This is a genomic window from Paenibacillus beijingensis (assembly GCF_000961095.1).
GTDB classification, from domain to species: Bacteria; Bacillota; Bacilli; order Paenibacillales; family Paenibacillaceae; genus Paenibacillus_O; species Paenibacillus_O beijingensis.
On sequence record NZ_CP011058.1, the window covers coordinates 840,922 to 860,290 of the forward strand.

14 protein-coding genes, 1 pseudogene and 1 riboswitch are annotated in these 19,369 nt (G+C 55.2%); of the genes and pseudogenes, 5 read left to right on the top strand and 10 right to left on the bottom strand.

Annotated elements, in window-relative coordinates:
- Positions 1-67: 67 nt before the first annotated feature.
- Together moaC and VN24_RS03990 are read right to left on the bottom strand one after the other, a co-directional pair.
- Entirely contained in the window at positions 68-538 is a 471-nt protein-coding gene (gene moaC / locus VN24_RS03985; RefSeq protein ID WP_045669358.1) for a cyclic pyranopterin monophosphate synthase MoaC, read from the bottom strand.
- An 80-nt stretch (positions 539-618) separates the two neighbouring features.
- The gene (locus VN24_RS03990) at positions 619-1,254 is read right to left on the bottom strand and encodes a 5-formyltetrahydrofolate cyclo-ligase (protein ID WP_082083607.1); all 636 of its coding nucleotides are present in this window, start codon (positions 1,252-1,254) and stop codon (positions 619-621) included.
- A 260-nt stretch (positions 1,255-1,514) separates the two neighbouring features.
- On the opposite strand from VN24_RS03990, the gene VN24_RS03995 reads away from it, so the two are divergent.
- Positions 1,515-3,455, top strand: coding sequence for an ABC-F family ATP-binding cassette domain-containing protein (locus VN24_RS03995; RefSeq protein ID WP_045669360.1), 1,941 nt, complete (start codon positions 1,515-1,517; stop codon positions 3,453-3,455).
- 827 nt (positions 3,456-4,282) lie between these two features.
- On the opposite strand, the pseudogene VN24_RS04000 reads toward VN24_RS03995, so the two are convergent.
- A pseudogene (locus tag VN24_RS04000) lies at positions 4,283-4,405 on the bottom strand (tRNA-binding protein); the annotation flags it as partial.
- 208 nt (positions 4,406-4,613) lie between these two features.
- On the opposite strand from VN24_RS04000, the gene VN24_RS04005 reads away from it, so the two are divergent.
- Entirely contained in the window at positions 4,614-5,609 is a 996-nt protein-coding gene (locus VN24_RS04005) for an aldo/keto reductase (RefSeq protein WP_045669362.1), read from the top strand.
- A gap of 1,348 nt (positions 5,610-6,957) precedes the next feature.
- Here the strand turns inward: VN24_RS04005 and VN24_RS04010 are convergent.
- Positions 6,958-8,514, bottom strand: coding sequence for a 2-isopropylmalate synthase (locus tag VN24_RS04010; RefSeq protein WP_045669363.1), 1,557 nt, complete (start codon positions 8,512-8,514; stop codon positions 6,958-6,960).
- A gap of 1,312 nt (positions 8,515-9,826) precedes the next feature.
- On the opposite strand from VN24_RS04010, the gene VN24_RS04020 reads away from it, so the two are divergent.
- The 3 genes from VN24_RS04020 (at position 9,827) to VN24_RS04030 (ending at position 13,778) form a co-directional block, all read left to right on the top strand.
- Complete coding sequence (locus VN24_RS04020; protein WP_052702772.1) at positions 9,827-10,252, top strand: hypothetical protein; 426 nt, start codon at positions 9,827-9,829, stop codon at positions 10,250-10,252.
- Positions 10,249-11,328 (top strand): phosphodiester glycosidase family protein, encoded by a 1,080-nt coding sequence (locus tag VN24_RS04025; protein WP_045669365.1) that lies wholly within the window; start codon positions 10,249-10,251, stop codon positions 11,326-11,328. The genes VN24_RS04020 and VN24_RS04025 overlap by 4 nt, the downstream gene beginning before the upstream one ends.
- Before the next feature lie 295 nt (positions 11,329-11,623).
- Positions 11,624-11,781, top strand: a riboswitch (cyclic di-AMP (ydaO/yuaA leader).
- A gap of 143 nt (positions 11,782-11,924) precedes the next feature.
- Positions 11,925-13,778: an APC family permease gene (locus tag VN24_RS04030; RefSeq protein ID WP_045669366.1), complete on the top strand. Its 1,854-nt coding sequence runs from the start codon at positions 11,925-11,927 to the stop codon at positions 13,776-13,778.
- An 83-nt stretch (positions 13,779-13,861) separates the two neighbouring features.
- Here the strand turns inward: VN24_RS04030 and VN24_RS04035 are convergent, their stop codons facing one another.
- The 6 genes from VN24_RS04035 to VN24_RS04060 form a co-directional block, all read right to left on the bottom strand.
- On the bottom strand, positions 13,862-14,113 hold the full coding sequence (locus tag VN24_RS04035) for a hypothetical protein (RefSeq protein WP_045669367.1): 252 nt from the start codon (positions 14,111-14,113) through the stop codon (positions 13,862-13,864).
- 245 nt (positions 14,114-14,358) lie between these two features.
- Complete coding sequence (gene tsaD, locus VN24_RS04040; protein ID WP_045672947.1) at positions 14,359-15,423, bottom strand: tRNA (adenosine(37)-N6)-threonylcarbamoyltransferase complex transferase subunit TsaD; 1,065 nt, start codon at positions 15,421-15,423, stop codon at positions 14,359-14,361.
- A gap of 32 nt (positions 15,424-15,455) precedes the next feature.
- A complete protein-coding gene (gene rimI / locus VN24_RS04045; protein WP_045669368.1) occupies positions 15,456-15,971 on the bottom strand; it encodes a ribosomal protein S18-alanine N-acetyltransferase in 516 nt (171 codons plus the stop codon).
- Between the two features lie 4 nt (positions 15,972-15,975).
- Positions 15,976-17,004: a tRNA (adenosine(37)-N6)-threonylcarbamoyltransferase complex dimerization subunit type 1 TsaB gene (gene tsaB / locus VN24_RS04050; RefSeq protein WP_045669369.1), complete on the bottom strand. Its 1,029-nt coding sequence runs from the start codon at positions 17,002-17,004 to the stop codon at positions 15,976-15,978.
- Positions 16,997-17,491 (bottom strand): tRNA (adenosine(37)-N6)-threonylcarbamoyltransferase complex ATPase subunit type 1 TsaE, encoded by a 495-nt coding sequence (tsaE, locus tag VN24_RS04055; protein WP_045669370.1) that lies wholly within the window; start codon positions 17,489-17,491, stop codon positions 16,997-16,999. Before tsaE ends, tsaB begins: the two co-directional genes overlap by 8 nt.
- A 259-nt stretch (positions 17,492-17,750) precedes the next feature.
- A complete protein-coding gene (locus VN24_RS04060; RefSeq protein WP_045669371.1) occupies positions 17,751-18,620 on the bottom strand; it encodes a YitT family protein in 870 nt (289 codons plus the stop codon).
- Positions 18,621-19,369: the final 749 nt, after the last annotated feature.

The following is a 19,369-nucleotide window of genomic DNA, read 5'->3' on the forward strand; positions in this document are numbered from 1 at the left end:
CTCCCGTCCCTGCAACATTAACTTTCCTCCGGCGGGTGCTTCCCGCAGGTATCTGCTGCTTCTACAATCAGACCGGTCCGAAATCGCCGCTCTTGCCTCCGGTTTTGGAAACAAGCTTCGTCGGTCCGATCACCATATCTTTCTGCAGCGCTTTGCACATATCGTACACGGTCAACGCGGCCGCCGAAACGGCTGTCAGCGCCTCCATCTCCACACCGGTGCGCCCCGTTATTTTAACGGTCGCTTCAATATAGAGCTCGTCTGCCCCGTTATCGCTGAACGTCAGATTGACTCCGCTGAGCGCAAGCGGGTGGCACATCGGAATCCAGTCCGACGTTTTTTTCGCTCCCATAATACCGGCGATCTGGGCGACTCCAAGCACATCACCCTTGGCGATCTCGCCCGCTTTAATGCGTGCAAGCGTACCTTCATGCATCTTGACCGTCGTAGAGGCTACCGCTGTCCGGTCCGTGCTTTCCTTCCCCGAAACATCGACCATCTTCGCTCTTCCCTGCTCATTGAAATGCGTCAGTTCCATTATGTCTCTCCTTTAGATCGAAAAGTGAGCATCCGCCTTGCGGTCAGTGTCAGGGCGCCGCTTTCCTTATCCAATGATGTTCACTCCCGCCGCGCCAATTCAATACCGTGCTCCGTAATCGTTCCGTCCAGCCGTTCATCATGGTCCTCCATCAGAACGCCGGAGACGATCTGTTCCGTGTAAGCCAGTCCGAACCGAAGCGGACGGTCGATTCCCCTTGATGCGCATTCGGCATCCAATTCTTGCAAAAAACGGTCGTAGTAGCCCCCTCCATATCCGAGTCTTCCGCCTTTGCCGTCAAACCCGAGTCCCGGCAGCAAAATGACCGCCGGTACGTACGGTCTCGGAAGCGGCGTCAAGCGGGATGGGTCCGGTTCCATAATGCCGTAGGCTCCCGCCGCCAAATCGTCGGGGGACTGGATCCGGTAAAGCGTCAGCTGTCTTGCAGAGGGGTCGCAGCGCGGAATGATGACGCCGATTCCGTTTTCCCACCCCCACTGCATGAGCGAGTGGGTGTCGAGCTCGGACCGGAATGGAACGTATGCCATAAATTCCGGCAGCGCCGAGCGGGCGATCCAATCGGCCGCATAATCGCACACCGCATGCGACTGCCGCGCGCGCGACCGCGGCTCAATCCCGCTGCGGATTGCGGCAAGCCGGGACCGTTCCGCTTTCTTCGCCGCTGCAATTTCGTCAGGAGTTGCCTTTGCCATCATCGATCAACCCTTTATGAACGCTTCTGCTGCATGTCATTCAACTGTTAGCTAATTTTGCTTCTAGTGTACCATTGAAACCGTTATTCCGCCAATTCGCCTATGCAGCGGATCCGATATAAATTTCGCGCCCGGCCTCCCGGAAGCTTCGGACTGAGAGCTTCTTGGAACAGTGCCGCTGCCGGCATACAGCAAGTCGCTTCATCGAGCTATTTCATGTAAACTAGACTTATTATTCAACGTTAATGGAGGAATATAGAGTCATGCTTTTGCAAGTTTCCGATATTTCCAAAAGCTACGGCGTGAGCACCGTGCTGTCGCGGATTTCGCTGCAGGTTCAGCCGCGCGAGCGCATCGGACTCGTCGGCGTCAACGGCGCCGGCAAATCGACGCTGCTCAAAATCATCGCGGGCGAACTGTCCGCCGACAGCGGCACGGTTCATTGCGCCAAAGAAACGCGGATCGGCTACTTGGCGCAAAACAGCGGCCTGCAGTCGGACGGCACGATCGAGTCGGAGATGCAGGCGGTGTTCGCCCCTTTAATAGATGCGGAACGGGAGCTCCGGACGCTGGAGCGGGACATCGCCGATCCGGAGCTGCAGCGCGACGCCCGCCGCTACGAAGAAACGCTGGAACGTTATGCGAGACGCTCGGACTGGTTCCGCGAACACGGCGGCTTCGAGATGGACACGCGCATCAAGAGCGTGCTGCACGGGATGGGATTCGGCAGCTTTGATCCCGCAACGCCTGTCTCGACATTAAGCGGCGGGCAGAAAACGCGGCTGGCGCTCGCGCGCATCCTGCTGCAGGCGCCGGATCTGCTTATGCTCGACGAACCGACCAACTATTTGGACATTGAGACGCTGACCTGGCTCGAAGACTATCTCCGCGGTTATTCCGGCGCGATTCTCGTCGTTTCCCACGACCGTTATTTTCTTGATTCGCTCGCGCAAACGATTATTGAAATCGAGCGTCATGCCGCAAAACGCTACACCGGCAATTATACCCGTTACCTAGAATTGAAAGAAGCGGAATACGAGGCCGATCTGAAGCAGTTCGAGAAGCAGCAGGACGAAATTGCGCGCACCGAAGCGTTCATCCAGCGCAACATCGTACGCGCCTCCACCACGAAGCGGGCCCAAAGCCGCCGTAAAATGCTGGAGAAGATGGAGCGTCTCGACCGCCCCGCAGGCGAGCTGAAAAAAGCTCGCTTCCGCTTTGAAATCGGTAAGATGACCGGCAAGGACGTGCTCGACGCGAGCGGCTTATCCGTCACGTTCGAGGGCCGCGACCGGCCGTTATTCCAAGACGTTTCGATCTGTCTGGAGCGGGGAGAAATGGTGGCGCTGACCGGTCCGAACGGCACCGGAAAGTCCACCCTGCTGAAAGCGCTCGTCGGGCAGCAGCCGCTGTCCGCAGGCACGGTCCACTGGGGCTCCAACGTGCAGCTTGGCTATTACGACCAGGAGCAAACCGGACTGAACGCGGCCAATACGGTGCTCGAAGAAGTTTGGAGCGCATACCCGCATATTGAAGAGGCGAGAATCCGCACCGTACTCGGCAATTTTTTGTTCAGCGGCGAGGACGTTCTAAAGCGGATCTCTGCGCTGAGCGGCGGCGAGAAAGCGCGCGTATCGCTTGCGAAGCTAATGCTGAAGGAAGCGAACGTGCTCATTCTGGACGAACCGACCAACCATTTGGACTTATTCAGCAAAGAAGTGCTGGAGTCGGCGCTGCTTGAATTTGAAGGCACGCTGCTTTTTATTTCCCATGACCGCTATTTCCTGAACAAAATGTCGGAGCGGATCGTCGAGCTTACAGCGGAAGGAACGCTTCATTTCCTAGGAAATTACGATGATATGGTGGAAAAAAAGCGCGAAATCGAAGAACTTCGTCTCGAATCGCTGGCTGCAGCGGCGGCCAAAAACGCTTCGGCTGCCGCCGAGCCGCAGCAGGCCGGGGTCACTTCCTATGAAGCCGAGAAGCAGGCGAAGCGGGATGAGCGCAACCGGCAGCGCAAGCTGGAGCAGCTTGAAGCCGACATCGCCCGTTTGGAAGCCGAAACGGCGGAGCTTGAAAGCCGGCTGACGGATCCCGCCGTTTACAACAATTATGTCAAAGTCCAGGAAATTCAAACGGAGCTTGACGCCGCCAAGGGCGCCCTGCAGACCGCTTACGATGCGTGGGAGGAGCTGCTCGCGTAATGGACGGCTTCGGCCGTCCACTTTTTCCACAGCTTTATCCACAGTTCGATTGAAATTGTGGAACAATTCAGTCGACAATTCCCGACACGAACCGGCTTTCCGATGCCGTTTTGCACCGTTTTTACGTAGACGGTCCTTCGGTTCGCCCGTTCGCCCTTCATTTGTCCACATTATCCACAATCAATTGCTGCTTGCATGTCTAATGCCGTCGTGCTATACTAACAAGGTTGATTTCCCCTTTTTTTCCCTTCTCTTGATGAAATCCATCGTTTATCTTCGGATTTCTCCGGTTTCACTTGTTCCCATGACATGGAATTATTTCCGACTCGCACTGGCGCGGTCATCGGAGCCGCAAGGACGGAAGAGAGGCAGGGCTTTCGTTGTTTTGGAATAGCAGCACATTTGTTGGACTACAAACGATTCGTTTGGTAAAGCGTCTAAAAGCCGTCATCACGACGCGGCGAAGGCGCACAGAACCGTTTATGAAAAGGCAATCCGCAGTTACCGTGAACTTGCGACATGCAAGACACGCCCCGGATTGATTATTGTAGAGAGACAAGGGAACGCTCGGAAGGCGCGGGTGCCAACCGATGCGGGGCGATCAATATATGGCGCGGTCAAGCAGCTTTAAGCAGGCTGCTTATACCGGACGCATCCGCCAACGGCCCATAACGTTGGCGCTTTAACCGCACGGCCGGGATTCCCGGCACGCCTTCTTGGGCCTCAAGGCCGGGAGGGAAGCCGCTGGAGCGGCCTTGACAAACCGAAGAAGCCTTTCATCGCCGCCGCGCGCGGCTTGATGAAAGGCTTCTTTTTTGACAAGAGTCTCAAGCGACCGGAGTGCCGTTTGCTACAGTCTCGTCCGGCTTCAGCAGGATAACGTCGCCTTCTTCCGGCATTCCGCCCAGAACCAGCACTTCCGATTTAAATCCGGCGATCCGTCTCGATCTTCCATTCAACAGAACCACCTGCCAAGCAGGCTTATTTGACTTGCGGCCAACCGAACCAGGTATAATAATAGAACAGGAAAAAACTAGCATTCATCAAACCGTTTCTTCATCCAGAATAGCGATCTTCAGCTCGGCATCAACGTTTACGTATCGTGACGAATGAACGCAAGGAGCACACGTACTTATTTCGGACAAGGGAGATGTTAGCATGGAAACGAGGAATTTGGGAAAAACGGGCCTAAAGGTCAGCAGCCTCTGTCTCGGGACGATGACGTTTGGCGTCCAAGCCGACCACGAAACCTCTTTCGCCATTATGGACAAAGCGCTCGACGCCGGCGTCACGTTCATCGACACCGCCGACGGTTATCCGCTTGGCGCGGTATGGAGCCAAACCGGAAAGACGGAAGAAATTATCGGCCAGTGGCTGCAGGGGAAACGGAGTCAGGTCGTGCTGGCGACCAAATGCCACCTCCAAGTCGGTCCGGGAGCGAACGACCGGGGATTGAGCCGCAAGCATATTATGGATGCCGTCGAAGGCAGCCTGCGGCGGTTGAAAACGGATTATATCGATCTGTACCAGGCGCATATGTTCGATCCGCAGACGCCGGTCGAGGAAACGATGCGTGCGTTCGACGATCTCGTGACGCAGGGCAAAGTTCGCTACATCGGCGTGTCCAATTGGCGGGCATGGCAAATCGCCAAGGCGAACGGCATCGCCGACCGCCGCGATTTGGAGCCGATCGTAAGCGTGCAGCCGCGCTACAACCTGCTGTTCCGGATGATCGAGGAGGAACTGGTGCCGATGGCCGACCAGGAAGGGATCGGCATCATCAGCTACAACCCGCTCGCCGGCGGCCTGCTTACCGGCCGTTACCAATGGGGTGATGAGGCCCAAAGCGGCACCCGCTTCGGCCTTGAGCGCGCCGGAAGCTTTTATCAGGAGCGCTATTGGCACGAAGCCCAGTTTAACGCCGTTCAAGCTTACGGCAGCTGGTGCAAGGAGCGGGAGCTGAACATGACGACGACTGCCGTCCGCTGGGTGACGCAGCAGCCGGGCATTACTTCGGCCATCATCGGCGCCAGCCGTCCGGAACAGCTCGACGACAGTCTGCACGCCGCACATGCCGCCCCTTTGGCGGAAGATGAGCTCGCCTGGCTGAACGGGCTCTGGTATTCGCTGCCCCGCAAGAAGGAAGACCGATAAGGCGGAGGTGAAAAAGGGACGCTGCGCAGATTCATTTGATCTTCCGATCGCTGTTGTAGCCGGAATTACTGTGTGTGGTGACCGCTGCGAGGCTGACTTGTGCTTTCGATCGCTGTTGTGGCCGGATTGTCGGGAATTTTAACCCTTACAGGGTAACAATCCGTCCACAAAGGCGACCGCTGACGCTTCCACAGTCACAAGTCAGCCTCTCCGCTTAGATACCACCATTTTTCTGTATCCGGGGACAAAAGCTAACGCTTCGCTTCTCCAGATCAAATGATCCGCTCCGCTCTCTTTTTCATGAGGTGAAGGCAGTAGACGCGGCTGCGCGAGTAGCGCGCTTGCCGCTTGAACCGGGGAAAAGCTAAAAAAGAGGCGCTGCGCGGGCGGGTTTGATCTTCCGATCGCCACCTAAAATTGGGAATTGAAAAAAGCACAAAAAACGGGGCTGTCCCATAAGCAGGTTTTTAGTCGTATCAATCATTCTCTTCAGCTTCAAAAGCGAAAAACGAACCGATCAAGGGGCTAACCTTGGCCGGTTCGTTCGTTTTTGTCGCTCTGCACGAAGGGGGGATTGTTGAAAAAGATGCGTTCGTACATCCATTTTTTTATTATTTTTCGACTACGTTAAAATTCCTGCGAAAATGCTTTTTTTTGTCGACCCCATCTCTCGTTCAGGCGATAGCAGCTGGGAATTCCTGCACCATCGCAGGTTTTCTCTCCAGACATGGGATTTCGATCGATAATACCTGCACATTCGCAGGTTTTGAAAGCTTATCCCGTGAAGCGAGGAAAGGACCTCCAAATTCCGCTTTGCCAGTGAAATTGGAGGTCCTTTTGCCTCCGATTTAAGACTCGCTCATTCATGTGAATACTTATGAGACAGCCTCAATTCTTCAATATTCGGATGATCCCATTGGAACAATCCTGGGGAGCAGCTAACGACGTTTGTAACGGCATCTCGGGTGGGCTCGGCATAGTTTCGCAACGCCGGCAGTTCTCAGCGCGGGCCGCGTGCGCTGGATGATGACGATCGAATCACATGATCGGGCTTGTGAGCGCCAGTCTGAACGCGCCGTTAATCCAGTTTCCGCTATCAATTAACTGTCCACAATGTTATCCACACCTTCGGGATAATTGTGCGTCAATTCTGACAGCATTCCAGAGATTCAAATGGCTGTTTAGTTAGGTTTTAATGAAAATCAAGGGTTTTGAAATTTTATTTCGCCATTTATCCCCTGTTATCCACATTACCCACAGATCACCTGTGAAAAATGAATCCCCGTTTTCTCCACAACGAGGATCCGCGCCAAGACTGAAATTGACCCGCTTTTCCACACCATTTGCCTCAACTGTGGACAACCTTATCCACAGTGCCTTTACGCGCGCTTAATATTAATTGGTTGCACGCCGCCACATAAGCTTCCGCCGCCGCCAGTACGATATCGCTCTGGATCGACGTGCCGCGATACCGTTGGCCGTCCCTTACAACGGTGACGACGGCTTCGCCGCGGGCATCTTCGCCTGTGGAGAGCGAATGCAGCTCCAAATCCTCGAATTCCGCAGCCTCTGGAATCGCCTGCCGGATGCAGCTGATGACCGCTTCGAGCGGCCCGTTACCCGATCCGGTATATGTCCGCTCCCCGCTGCCGCTCTTTCTTACGGTTATGGATGCGACGCGGGAGCGCTGGGTTCCGGCCAGCACCTGCAAATCGACCAGCACGTAAGGGTCGTGCTGGGTGTCGGTTTTGTCGCCGGCGATCCGGATGAGCTGATCGTCCGTGACGATCTTTTGCTTGTCGGCTTGATCCTTGAACGCCCCATATACTTCCTCCAGCTGCGCGGGATCGAGCTCGATCCCGAACTCCGCCAAACGATGCTTGATGGCGTGGCGGCCGGAATGCTTGCCGAGCACGATCATGCTGCGCGGAATGCCCATCGCTTCGGGGTCCATAATTTCGTAGGTGCTGCGGTTCTTCAGCAGCCCGTCCTGATGGATGCCCGATTCGTGCTGAAACGCGTTGCGGCCGACAACCGGCTTGTTGTATGCAATCGGAAAATGCATCATCCGGCTTACGAGACGCGACGTCTCGAAAATTTCGGCCGGGTTGATGCGCGTTTCCGCTTCCAGCGCCGCCTTGCGCGTATCGAGCACCATCGCCAGCTCCTCCAGCGAGCAGTTGCCGGCACGCTCGCCGATGCCGTTGACCGTCACTTCGATCTGCGTCGCTCCGGCCTGAACGGCCGCGATGCTGTTGGCCACCGCCATGCCCAGGTCATTGTGGCAGTGGGCGCTGTAGCGGACCTTGTCGCCGCCGCGCGCCTGTTGCCGAACCGCTGTGAACAGCTCCGTAATTTCGCCGGGCAGCGCGTAACCGAGCGTATCGGGCAGGTTGATGATCGTCGCCCCTTCGGCGATAACGGCTTCAACCAGTTCAATGACGAACTCGCGGTCCGAACGGGTCGAATCCATTGCCGAAAATTCGATTTCATTCACGAACTGTTTGCCGTACGCGACCATCTCCCTCGCAATCTGAATGACATCGGCGCGCGACTTGCGCAGCTGGTAATTCAAATGGATGTCCGAGGATGAAATGAACAGGTGCAGCCGCCGCCTTGCCGCATCCTGCGTCGCCCGGACGGCTGCATCGATGTCGCCCTTGACCGCGCGCGCGAAGCCGGCGATTTCAACGTTTTGCAGCTCTCTGGAAATTTGCTGCACTGCGGCGAACTCGCCGCTGCTCGATACCGGAAAGCCGGGCTCGATGACGTCGACACCCAATTTCGCCAGCTGGCGGGCGATGAGGATTTTGCGCTCGGGATCGATGGAAGCGCCCGGAGACTGCTCCCCGTCGCGCAGCGTCGTATCGAAAATTTGAATATGCCGTTTGTTCGTATCTGTCATTATGGTGACCTCCATTTAGTAGGGTTTGAAAATGCAAAAAAGCCTGTCGTCTCTCCGTTAGAAAGAGACGACAGGCTGCTGCAGACTGCCGCGGTACCACTCTTGTTGCCGGAACCGTAAGGGAGACAGGTTGCGAGACGCCGATCCAAGTTCAGGCGCGCGCCCTCGTCATGAGTTGCAGCGTTTTGCACGGCGGCGAATCAGACCGCATGCTTCGGCGGCGGCATACTCAAGTTCCCGCGGGTTCCAGCCCGCTTAAGTTCCGATGACGGAGGATCCCCGTAACGGTGTAATGACGAACAAACCTATACGCTCCATTTGCAGAGCGCACTGCCAGGCGCCGCTTTCCACCGTTCCGCTCCCAGGCGAGTTTCCAAGCATCCTTCGGCTGCGTCGCACCGCCCCGCAGCTCTCTGCCCGCAGGCGGCGTCCGCCCGCGTTTTTGGTCCAGGTATCGCTTGTACTGCTCCTGTTCATTGCGTTTGAATCTATGAAATGGATTTCTTTTAAGCTGATCGTTGATCGTTGATCGTTGATCGTTGAAGTTGACTGTTGACTGTTGACTGTTGACTGTTACTACTTCCTGAAACTATTGCCTGACGGTTCCCGGCTGCATGCTGTGGAATCGTTATTGTTCCGGGCTGCCGGTCAGGATCAGATCTCGCCTTCGAAGCTTTGCAGGCGTGCGCACCGCCGCAAAGCGCCGCGTCAGGGAACATAAAAAAACCCGCCGCCTCTTGAATCAAGAGACGACAGGTTATTAGCCCGCGCGGTACCACTCTCGTTGACGCCGCCATTTGTCCGGCAGCATCCCCTTACAACCTTCCCGTCACATGTCCGGAACATGGGCAGGAAGATCACCCGCTGACGGAGGTTAGCCGTAACGATGTACACAAGGCGTTCAACCTCCGCCTCTTTCCAACGTTCCGCTCCCAGGCGAGCTTCAGATGACCTTCGGCTGCGTTGCACCTTCCCGCAGCTCTCTAGCGCGTCATGCACGGAACTTCCTCCCTCGAAAGGCCTGCTCCCCTGCACCCGCAATCCCGGTTCACCTTACTGTTCCTGTTCAAAGCGTTTACGAATGGTATGAATGAATCTGTTGCCAATAGTATATGCATACCCGATATCGGTTGTCAAACGAAAAATAGCGGAGCAAAAAATCAGTTTCGCCCGTTCCCTCCCCGAATCTCTATGATAGAATAATAGATATCGCTAATCTTACCGCTTCCTGCAACTTTTTCCAGCTGTCAGTCGTCATGGACAAGCGGGCGGAAACGTGCCGCTATCAAAATAAGAGGTGAATAATTACATCATGGATTCCGACACATCACTGCTGCAAGCCGGCGCCGGACAGACCCCTGCCAGGCGCAGCAGGCGAAGGTCGCCTGTGCCTTTTCTGATCGCATGGATCGTGATAATTATGATGGGTACGGCAGGAGCATGGCTGTACTCTGAGCATATGAAGCAGCAAATCACAGCCCAGATTGAAGCGCAGACCGCGCGGCAGATCGCCGCGATGGAAAACAACTACGAGCAGCGGATCAAGGAACTGGACGCCGGCTATTCCTCCCAGATCGCCAAGCTGCAAAGCGAGGTGGACAGCCTGAATGAGCTGCTTACGTTTACGAAGGACAACGCCAGCAATAAGACCGATAACAGCAACAAGCTGTACACCCAGCTCAGTCAGGTGCAGAAGCAGCTTGACGAGCTGAAAAGAAAGCTGGACATGCTGAAATGATAAATATGACCGTCCAGCAAGTGAACCGTTTCTTTCTGCTTGCGCTCGCGCCGTTTATCGGCATGATGCTGTGGCTGTTGGCTGCGGACATGTCCATCACGATTCCGCAGCTTCATACGCCCAAGCCGAACACCGCCGCCGTCGGTCCATCCGCGCAAACGACGGGAGAAGCGGTTAAAGGGCTGCAGCAGGCCGCCAAGACGGCGGCGGCGACCGCAAACACAATCAACAGGCAGACAAGGCTTTATGAACAGACGAACCGGAGCATGTCCGCTATAGCACGGACTGCCGCCGTTCAGGCGGTGCGGCCGGAATTCATCTATAACCGCCGCATTACGGCCAAGCTTGGCGCGCCGGCCCGTTCCATCCAGTCGGACAAGCTGACGGCGCAGCTTTACGTTGTGCGGGCGCAGAATTTTTCGGGATATGCTCTGAAAGTGAGGCTGAAGAGCGACAAGGCGATGAAGCTCGCGCTTGGCAAAGACAAGTTTGGCGGCGCGGAAACGACGCTGGCTGCGGCAAGCCGCTACGGCGCGGTCGCCGGCGTCAATGCCGGCGGCTTCGCCGACGGGAGAGGCGGGCGTTACCCGCTCAGCACAACCGTTCTCGACGGCCGGTACGTTGGCGGCTTCGAGCCTACCTATGCGGATTTGTTTTTTGTCGGATTAAACGATGACCGGAAGCTGATCGGAGGCCAATATTCCAGCAAATCCGAGCTCGACCGCGAAAACCCGCAGTTCGGCGTTTCGTTCGTGCCGGTTCTGCTCAAGAACGGCCGGATGACACCTATTCCGGAAAAGTGGCAAACGAGCCCGTACCGCGCCCCCCGCACCGTTATGGCCAACTACAAGGACGACCAGCTGCTGTTTCTCGTCGTGGACGGCCGCAACGAGAACGGCAGCTCCGGCGCGACGCTGGCCGAAATGCAAATTCTGGCGTCGCGGCTCGGCGCGGTGGACGCCTATAACCTCGACGGCGGCGGATCGTCGTCGCTCATCTTTGACGGCCGGGTCGTCAATCACCCGTCCGACGGCCGGCTGCGCCCGCTTGCGACGAACTTTTTGTTTTTCAAGTGAGATGGCAAACGGCTGTTCAGGGAATGGCCCGTTCAGCAAGGACGTCCCGCCTCTTCGAACGAAGGCATAAGAAGCTTCTGTTCGATGGGCGGGTAAAGTTTCCAACAGATTTGTCACACGCTTCGCTGTTAAGGCGCTTATCGAACGGCAGCGCAGCGTAATGCCGCTTAAGCCACGGATAATTAGAGATTTAGGTGCGTTTCCCGATTCCCGTATGGAATAAAACGGATTTTTATTGATTTTCAATCGAAAATGAAGCTTTACTTGATGTTCCGGAAGGAATATGATCGTTTCATTGAAACAATCGCTGAATTTTCCAATAACGGGAAAACGGGGGAACCAACTGCGGTGAAGATTTTTCATCGCTTGGGGTGAATCGGCACACAATGCCGTAGGGCGATCTAGACGCCCGAATCCGTCAGCTAACCTCGTAAGCGTCTTTAGAGAGGGTGAAACGGCCATGGTCGGATTTTGACCACAGGGGAAACCTCTGTGGTTTTTTGTGTGCAGAAAACCACAGAATGGAGATATTATGGGCAGGCGTGTTCGCTTGCTCACTATGATTTTCACGTATTGGCAACTGAGTATCCATCGGTATGAATTCAGAATCGGCGGTGACAATTAATTTGGCTTCCTTAAAGAGACTTTTAATCGGACGACCTTTAAAATCGACGGAATTAGGCGAGCAAAAATTGACCAAGACGAAGGCCCTTGCCATCCTCTCTTCGGATGCTTTGTCCTCCGTTGCTTATGGTCCGGAACAAATCTTGTTAGTTTTAATGACGATCGGCATGGCTGCATTTTGGTATTCCATCCCGATTGGCATTGGCGTATTGATTTTGCTGCTAGCCCTTATTTTATCTTACCGGCAAATTATATTTGCTTATCCTCACGGCGGGGGAGCTTATGTCGTATCGAAGGAAAATTTGGGCTTGTTTCCCGGCTTGGTAGCCGGCGGTTCATTATTAGTGGATTATATTTTGACCGTAGCCGTAAGCGTTTCGGCGGGCACAGATGCGATCACCTCCGCTTTTCCAAGTTTACATGAACATACGGTTATCATTGCCGTAGCCTTTGTCGTATTTATCACGATTCTTAACTTAAGGGGGGTAACGGAATCCGCCTCCATTCTAGCCTATCCGGTGTATCTATTTGTTTTGGCGTTATTCATCTTGATCGGAGTCGGCCTCTACAATGTCGTTACCGGTAAACTTTCACCGGATTTGCATGCACCTGTCGGTACGCCGATTGCCGGAATCAGCTTGTTTTTGCTGCTTAGAGCGTTTGCCTCAGGGAGCTCCGCTTTAACCGGTGTCGAGGCCATTTCGAATGCGATACCGAACTTTAAAGATCCGGCTCCGAATAATGCGGTTAAAACATTGATGGCCATGGGTACTTTACTCGCTGTTTTGTTTTCAGGCATTGTTTATTTGGTTTACTACTACGGGATTGCCCCGGGACCGGAAGTTACCGTTCTCTCCCAGCTCGCAGAGCAGGTTTTCGGCCGGAACTTGATGTATTTCTTCGTTCAAGGAACGACGGCATTGATCTTAATCCTTGCGGCGAATACCGGATACTCGGCGTTCCCATTGCTTGCCGTAAACCTTGCGAAAGATAAATTTATCCCGCGAATGTTCACCGTTAGAGGGGACCGGTTAGGTTACTCCAACGGAATCATTTTTCTCGGGGTGTTATCCATCGTTTTGATTATTGCCTTTAAGGGAAAAACCGAGCATCTGATTCCGCTTTATGCCGTCGGCGTATTCATTCCGTTTACCCTTGCTCAGACAGGAATGATTGTAAAATGGGTGCGTGAGAAACCGCAAGGCTGGATGTTAAAACTTTTCATTAACGCAACGGGCGCCCTTATCAGCTTTATCGTTACCTGCATGTTCTTTTTAACAAAGTTCAACCAGGTTTGGCCCGTGCTCGTTTTCTTGCCGCTGATCATTATTTGGTTTTACCGGATTCGAAAACACTATGATGCGGTGGGAGAGCAGCTCAGCCTGGCAACCTGCGAGCCGGCATTACCTGTTGAAGGGAATGTATTCATTCTGCCTGTTTCCGGCATTACCCATGTGGTTGAGAACTCCATCAACTATGCCCGATCGCTTGATGCCGGACAAATCATCGCCGTATACGTCCCTTTCGAAAGAGAAGATGAAGAGCGATTTGAACAGAAATGGAAAAAGTGGATGCCCGAGATTAGACTCGTGACTCTTCACTCTCCATACCGAAGCATTATTCAGCCATTGAGCAAGTTTATTGATTCGGTGCAGCGCAAAGCGAGCCAATCCAACTATAACGTTACGGTTATCGTCCCGCAGTTCATCCCGAAGAAAGGCTGGCACAATATCCTTCACAATCAAACAAGCTTACTCATGCGCGCTCACTTGCTGTATCGGAAAGATGTCATTGTCACGACCGTTCCGTTTCATTTAAAGAAATAAACAGCATCGCCCGGAAACGTTTAGGGAATAAAAAAGCGGCAGTCCAGGACTGACATTTTACATGTCCAAGGCTGCCGCTTATTTTATGATTTGTCGAAGCTAACGTCTTCGAGCACAAGCGATTCGAAATAATTCTTCGTACGCCGTACCGCCTCGACCTCGCCCACTTTGTCCTGCTGGTAGAAGGAAGGATAGTGGGTATCGATCGTCATCATCGCACCGGAGTCGTGATACGCGATCGCCTGCATGATGGGGGCATGGTTGAAATCGTCCTCGCCGGCAATCGCAAAATTGCCGACGCGAAGCGGAACCATGGCAGCGAGCCAGTCGAACACATGGCGGCGACGCGGTGCGGACCCTGAATCCGCTATTTCCCTCTAATCGCTCATTTTTTGCATATAAGTGGACATGAGATCCGTTATTGGCTGTGAATCATCACAAATTGGCTTATTTCTGAACGAATAACGGCCTGACGGTCCGTTCGTTTCTCCACACCACATAAAAACGGCAGCAAACAAGCCGCTCTCCGATTGGAAAACAACTTGCTTGCTGCCGTTTTGTCGTTGGAGCCCAGGCTCAGCTAGTCGATGCTGCCCGCCCCGACCGACCAGTCCTCCAAAGACAGGCCCGGATCCGCCTTCATGTCGAGCGTCGTACATTCTCCGCTCTTCCACTTCAAGTGGGCGGCGGCAGCGATCATCGCCGCATTGTCGGTGCACAGGGACAGCGGCGGAATAAGCAGCGGCACGCCTTCGGCTTCGCAGCGGGCGGTGAGCGCCGCGCGCAAACCGCCGTTGGCCGCTACGCCGCCGCACAGCAGCAGCTGCCGCGCTCCGAACTGCTTCGCGGCGCGGATCGCTTTTTCCATCAGCACGTCGATGACCGACTCCTGGAAGCCGCGGGCGAGTGCGGAGCGGTCCAGCTCTTCGCCCTTCATCTTCGCCTGATTGATCGCCGCCAGCACGGCGGACTTGAGGCCGCTGAAGCTGAAATCGTACGAGTCCGGCTCCAGCCAGGCGCGCGGCAGCGTAATCGCTTCCTCCGCCGACTGGGCCAGCCGGTCGATATGCGGTCCGCCGGGGTAAGGAAACTGCAGCGCGCGCGCCACTTTGTCGTACGCTTCGCCAACCGCGTCGTCGCGCGTGCGTCCGATAATGCGAAAGCTCCCTTCCCGCTCCAGCACGACCAGCTCCGTATGCCCGCCCGACACGACGAGCGCCAGGCAAGGATACTGCAGCTCATAAATGAGCGCGTTGGCATAAATATGCCCGGCGATATGATGGGTGCCGATCAGCGGCACATCGAGCGCCATCGCCAAGCTTTTGGCCGCGACGATGCCGACCAGCAGCGCACCCACCAGGCCCGGCCCTTGCGTAACCGCAATAGCGGACATCTCGTCCAAGCGGTGACCCGACTCCTGGACAGCCTGTTCCATCATGAGCGTAATCGTCTCGACGTGCTTGCGCGAGGCGATCTCCGGCACGACGCCGCCAAAGCGCTTATGCGTTTCAATCTGGCTTGAGACGACGTTGGACAAAATGTGACGGCCGCCCTTGACGACGGCGACCGACGTTTCGTCGCAGCTGGTCTCGATCGCCAGAATCAGCTCATGATCCGCCGCCCCGCCGGACGGCCCCTCTTGCATTTTCCGCTCCAAATGTTGATTCAAATGTATGGTCATTGCGCCCAATCCCCTGTCTTCGCCTGCTGCAATTCCGCCCACATGATGAGTGCGTCCTCTCCGTTATCGGTATAGTAGCCGGGACGGATTCCCGACGGCTCGAACCCGAACTTGCGGTACAAGCGCTGGGCGCGCTCGTTCGAGACGCGAACCTCCAGCGTCATTTTGCGGGCGCCGCAAAAAACGGCCACCTTCTGCAGCTCGCTCATAAGCCGCTGTCCCAGCTTCTGCCCCTGGTAGTCGCTGCGGACGGCGATGTTGGTTACGTGCGCTTCGTCGATAATGACCCACATGCCGCTGTAGCCGATAATCTCTCCATCCTTAACCATGACCAGATAACGGGCAAAATGGTTGTTCGTCAGCTCGTTGACGAAAGCTTCCTTCGTCCATGGGGATTCGAAGGCTTCCTGTTCGATCGCCGCGATCGCCGCCACATCTTCCAGCTTCATGCCGCGGAACTCCAGCGTGTCGCCGGATTCCGGCAGCGGTCTGGCTTGCTCGTACTCCGACATCGTTTTAAGCCTCCCGGATTTTCCCCAGTAGCTTCGCTTCCGCTTCAGCCAACTGCGTGTAATTTGGAACAAACGTATGGGCATGATCCGTATCCCCCCCGATTATCCGCTTCATGCCGAGCCACGCGGTCCAGCGGCCTTCCAGTTCGTAAGGGTACAGCCTGACTTCCGGCCCCGCTCCCGCCGGGCCGAATGCATCCCGCACAGATGCCGCAAAGCGGCCGGCCGCTTCCTCGTGCTTGGACAAATCGCCGGTCAGCCATATAATTCTCGGACGCCTGCCGGCACTGTCCGATGGAGCCTGCGCTTGTTCCGCCCGCTCCAGCAGCGAGGCCGTCCAGACGTCCATCAAGCGGACGCCGTCTTCCGCGAAGCGCTCAAAGCGACCGTCCGGATGCATGGCGTAGCCCCCCGTATAAACCTGGCCCCGACGGGCGTCCATCAGCGGCACGACCCAGTCGGTCCAGCTTTCTTCAGCGTCTCCAGGCGCGTCCGATTGCCCGGAACCGGCGGCGCCAGAGCGGCCGAAGCCGGAGTCGCTGCCGGAGCTGCTCCCGCTGACACCTGCGCTGCTGGCATCTCCTTCGGCAGCTGCTCCCTCCGGCGCTGCGGCACCATCTACCGCCGCAGCGCCGGAAGCTTCCTGCTGCAGACCGAAGCCGCTGTGCCACGCGCCGTAAGCGATCGCCTCCAGGCTGGAGACGCCGGCGAGCGGCTTGTCCCATACCCAGGCGAGCGTCTTCGCCACGCTGGCGGCGATGCGCATCCCCGTATAGGAACCCGGCCCCCGGCCGACCGCGATGCCGTCCAGCTCGCGCGCCGATACGCCGGCCGCCGCAAGCATGGCTTTCAGCTGCGACACGATTTGCACGGAGTGGTTCCGCTCCGCCATATATTGCACTTCCTGCAGGACGGTACCGCCACTGACGAGCGCGGCTGCAAGCGCCGCCGTCGACGTGTCGAAGGCCAGCACAAGCGGTTGTTTTTCATCTTCCAATAAGTCGATTCCGTTCGTTTGTTCGTTGTTAGCCATTATTATTTCCGCTCCTGTCCTGCCGAAGCTGTGTGCACCAGCTCGCATAGCGCTCCCCGATGCCGTGCAGCTTAATCCGTCTCTTGTCTCCGCCGAGATGCTCGATATACAGATGCAGACGCTGCGGCGGCAGCAAATCGCCGATCAGGCTTCCCCATTCCACAATCGTCACGCCTTCGCCGAAGAAATAGTCGTCGAGGCCAAGCTCGTCCGCCTCCTCCTGCGACAAGCGGTACACATCCATATGATAAAAAGGCATCGACCTGCCCGCATATTCCTTAATGATCGTAAACGTGGGACTGTTGACGACGCCCTGCACCCCGATTGCCGCGGCAAACGCCTGGGAAAACCGCGTTTTGCCGGCGCCAAGGTCCCCGTCCAATATGAGCACCGTGCCCGGGACAGCCCATGAAGCAAGCAGCCCGGCAAGCTCCACCGTATCTTGCTCTCTGTCCGCCATCCATTCCGATTGCGCTTCTGCAACCATATCGTCACATCCGTTCATCGTTCAAAATCGTCAATTCAATGTAAACACTACGCCCTGCCCCACTGCTCGCGCAGCAAACTTTTCAAGTCCAAAAGTTTAGTTCAACTGATATAGCTTGGAAGGGCGGATTAACTGCTATTATTATATCGGTCCCTATCCATACCCGCAACAAAACGGCGGAAGCAGACCCTTCTGCCGGGTACGCTTCCGCCGTCTTTGAGCAACGCGCGCGGCGGCTGCCGACCGCCCGCTCCGTTCGTTAATGAATTTCCCGTTTCTTGAAGCGGCCGCCCTTCACATCGTGAATATTTCCAACGGCCAAAAATGCCGACGGATCCTGTTCCATGACGATCGATTTCAGCTTCGCTTCCTCCAGGCGCGTCACTACGACGAATATGACCGTCTTGTTGCCGCCTGTAAACCCGCCTTCGCCGGCCAAATACGTCACGCCCCGGCCGAGACGGCTCATAATCGTTTCGCCGACCGCCTTATACTCGTCGCTTATAATCCAGACGGATTTGGATTCGTCGATGCCTTCAATGACAACATCCATCACTTTGTAAGCGATGAAATAAGCGATTATTGAATACATCGCGCGGTCCCACGAGAAGACGAAGCCGGCGCTGGTAAGGATGAATAGATTAATAAACATGATGATTTCGCCGACCGAGAACGGAAGCCGCTTATTGAAGAGGATCGCGACAATTTCCGTTCCGTCCAGAGAGCCGCCGAAACGGATGACAAGTCCTACGCCCGCTCCGAGTATGATGCCTCCGAATACGGAAGCGAGGAACAGTTCGTCCGTGAATGCATGCACATGATGCAAAAGCTGCGTGCCAATAGACATGATCGCAACGCCGTAAAGCGTTGACATCGCGAACGTCTTCCCGATCTGCTTGTAACCGATAATGAGGAAGGGAACGTTAAGAATGAACAGAAATATGCCGAGCGGCACGTCCGTTATGGCGGAAAGCATAATGGAAATACCCGTTATGCCGCCGTCGATAATGTTGTTCGGAACGAGAAAAATTTCCAGGGCAACAGCCATCAGGCTGGCTCCGATCGTAATGAATATAATTCTCTGAATGACTTCAAGCGTGGTCAGCTTCGTATGCTGATTGGTGACCATCATCTGCACCTCCCCTTTCGAAAATCCCTTTTTTTCTATTATAGCGCAAAAAAAGACCTTTTTCCAGCAAATTCAGCTGATTTATTGATTATTTACAACTCTTTCATTCATTATCATTCATTTATCTTCAATTCTCATAGGCTTGTGAAACCTTTCATTTTTTTGTCGAACAACGTGGTTAGGGCACTCCCGGTTTGGCAACTTTATTCGTCGATTCAACGGCTGTCTCGTTGCAGTCAGCAGCAGGCGCCATGTGAATGCTTCCGGCGGCAGAGGCAGAGAAACCTCCGCTAGCGACGTGTGTCTCCCAGCCCCTCGTACGGCTTACGAACCTAGTCATCGTTATTTGTGATAAAGGTACCAGTTTCAAGCTTTAACGAATCCCAAAGTCTCTATTGTATTCCGATTGACTCGATTGGGCTGCATATGAAAGAAATAACGATTGCTCGGTTCGTTAACGCCAGAAAAGTCTCGTAATCCCCGAAATAACGGGTTTACGGTTCTTTAGGCCCGGTCCATTAGCCGTCCGCTGACGCTTTCTGTCCGCAGACTTTCATAAAGCGAGAGAAACGTCCCGATTCGTACGGCCATAACAAAAACGAGGCGGAAGACAGCTCCCGCCCCATGTATCCTATTGAGCTAAAGCGGCTTTCGCCGTCTTGACCGCTGAACCAAGGTCGCCACATGACGAATCATGCGGAGATTGTCACGAGACGATGCGTTTGCGGATGCCGATCTGATTCGTCTCC

What these genes read in the sequence shown, in the direction of transcription:
- moaC (WP_045669358.1), bottom strand. Translation starts at nt 538, where the DNA reads ATGGAACTGACGCATTTCAATGAGCAGGGAAGAGCGAAGATGGTCGAT.
- VN24_RS03990 (WP_082083607.1), bottom strand. Translation starts at nt 1,254, where the DNA reads ATGATGGCAAAGGCAACTCCTGACGAAATTGCAGCGGCGAAGAAAGCG.
- VN24_RS03995 (WP_045669360.1), top strand. Translation starts at nt 1,515, where the DNA reads ATGCTTTTGCAAGTTTCCGATATTTCCAAAAGCTACGGCGTGAGCACC.
- VN24_RS04005 (WP_045669362.1), top strand. Translation starts at nt 4,614, where the DNA reads ATGGAAACGAGGAATTTGGGAAAAACGGGCCTAAAGGTCAGCAGCCTC.
- VN24_RS04010 (WP_045669363.1), bottom strand. Translation starts at nt 8,514, where the DNA reads ATGACAGATACGAACAAACGGCATATTCAAATTTTCGATACGACGCTG.
- VN24_RS04020 (WP_052702772.1), top strand. Translation starts at nt 9,827, where the DNA reads ATGGATTCCGACACATCACTGCTGCAAGCCGGCGCCGGACAGACCCCT.
- VN24_RS04025 (WP_045669365.1), top strand. Translation starts at nt 10,249, where the DNA reads ATGATAAATATGACCGTCCAGCAAGTGAACCGTTTCTTTCTGCTTGCG.
- VN24_RS04030 (WP_045669366.1), top strand. Translation starts at nt 11,925, where the DNA reads ATGAATTCAGAATCGGCGGTGACAATTAATTTGGCTTCCTTAAAGAGA.
- tsaD (WP_045672947.1), bottom strand. Translation starts at nt 15,423, where the DNA reads ATGCAAGAGGGGCCGTCCGGCGGGGCGGCGGATCATGAGCTGATTCTG.
- rimI (WP_045669368.1), bottom strand. Translation starts at nt 15,971, where the DNA reads ATGTCGGAGTACGAGCAAGCCAGACCGCTGCCGGAATCCGGCGACACG.
- tsaB (WP_045669369.1), bottom strand. Translation starts at nt 17,004, where the DNA reads ATGGCTAACAACGAACAAACGAACGGAATCGACTTATTGGAAGATGAA.
- tsaE (WP_045669370.1), bottom strand. Translation starts at nt 17,491, where the DNA reads ATGGTTGCAGAAGCGCAATCGGAATGGATGGCGGACAGAGAGCAAGAT.
- VN24_RS04060 (WP_045669371.1), bottom strand. Translation starts at nt 18,620, where the DNA reads ATGGTCACCAATCAGCATACGAAGCTGACCACGCTTGAAGTCATTCAG.